Here is a 1,380-nt window from a genome sequence, read left to right as displayed (position 1 = left end):
CTGGACTGCACCCCTCAAGTGAGACACGATAATCTCGGTGACAGGGCATTTCCGAGGATGACCTGTGGCAGCAAGAGGGAAGAACCGTCAGTTTCCGACGGCTTACAAACTGAAGGCGATCAAGCGTGTCGAGCGAGGCGAAGGCGTTCTGCCTGTGGCGCGCGAGCTTGGAATATCCCGGAAGATCCTGCACGACTGGATCAAGGCCTGGAAGGCGCAAGGGCCGGAGGGATTGAACCGCAAGCCAGGACCGAAGCCTGGCCCCCGGAAGCTCAAAGCTCCAGCAACCTATGACGACAAGCGGTCTGCACTGGCGCGAGCGAATGCCCGCATCGCCGAACTCGAACGGCTGGTCGGCCGCCAGCAGATGGATCTTGATTTTTTTCGGCAAGCCTTGCGCGCATTGGAGCGGCCGGTAGCGCAAGGCAAACCCACATCCGCATCATCGAAGTCATCCAAGCCATGACATCGGAGGCAACGGATTCCAATGCCGACGTGCAACGGCTCTGTGGCCTGGCTGGTCTGCCACGCGCGACCTATTACCGGCACCTCAACAGACGCAGTCGTGAGACGGCCGACTGCGAGCTGCGCGACCAGCTCCAACGCATTTGCCTCAAGCATCCGTTCTACGGCTATCGGCGCGTGACTGCCACCATCCGACACAAAGGCATGGTCGTTAATGCCAAGAAGGTGCTCAGGCTCATGCGCGAGGATAATCTTCTCGCACAGCGCAAGGCGCCATTCCTGAAGCCGCCTGCAGAGCGACCAAGGGACATTGTCGTCGTCCCGAATCTCGTGCGCGGCCTGGTGCCGTCCGCTCCTGATCAGATCTGGGTCGCGGACATCACCTACGTCCATCTCGCCAGCACCTTTGCCTATCTCGCGGTCATCCTCGACGCCTTCTCGCGCAAGGCGGTTGGCTGGGCCTTCGAGAACACGCTCGATGCTTCACTCGCGATCGCGGCATTGGACAGGGCAATCGAGGCCCGCAAGCCTCAACGCGGCAGCCTGATCCACCACTCCGATCGCGGCGTGCAATACGCCTCGATCGCCTATCGCCAAATATTAGCGGATCGTGACATCACGATCAGCATGAGCAGGCCGGGCAACCCCTTCGATAACGCCAAGGCTGAGAGCTTCATGAAGACGCTCAAGGCCGAAGAGGTCAACGGGAAGGCGTTCTCCGACATCCGAGACGCGCGTCGCCGGATCGATAGCTTCATCGCGGACGTCTACAACAAGGAACGCCTGCACTCAGCGCTCGGCTATCAATCGCCCCTTGAGTTCGAAGCCGTGTTCGCGCACAACAAGGCACGATAACCCGTCGTGGCAACCGCCCTGTCACCGAGATTATCGTGTCTCACTTGAGGGGTGCAGTCC

The 1,380-nt window shown here is 60.4% G+C and carries 2 protein-coding genes; both read left to right on the top strand.

Annotated elements, in window-relative coordinates:
- Window positions 1-64 precede the first annotated feature (64 nt).
- The gene (locus ABIB73_RS37490) at window positions 65-466 is read left to right on the top strand and encodes a helix-turn-helix domain-containing protein (RefSeq protein ID WP_354232493.1); all 402 of its coding nucleotides are present in this window, start codon (window positions 65-67) and stop codon (window positions 464-466) included.
- Entirely contained in the window at window positions 463-1,320 is an 858-nt protein-coding gene (locus tag ABIB73_RS37485) for an IS3 family transposase (protein ID WP_354232492.1), read from the top strand. Before ABIB73_RS37490 ends, ABIB73_RS37485 begins: the two co-directional genes overlap by 4 nt.
- Window positions 1,321-1,380 lie beyond the last annotated feature (60 nt).

The sequence above is a fragment of the Bradyrhizobium sp. F1.4.3 genome, assembly GCF_040548375.1.
Lineage (GTDB): Bacteria > Pseudomonadota > Alphaproteobacteria > Rhizobiales > Xanthobacteraceae > Bradyrhizobium.
Note: the sequence above shows the minus strand (reverse complement) of the source record. Positions and strands in the feature narration are given on the sequence as shown.

Coding starts and splice junctions, on each gene's coding strand:
- ABIB73_RS37485 (WP_354232492.1), top strand. CDS start 463: ATGACATCGGAGGCAACGGATTCCAATGCCGACGTGCAACGGCTCTGT.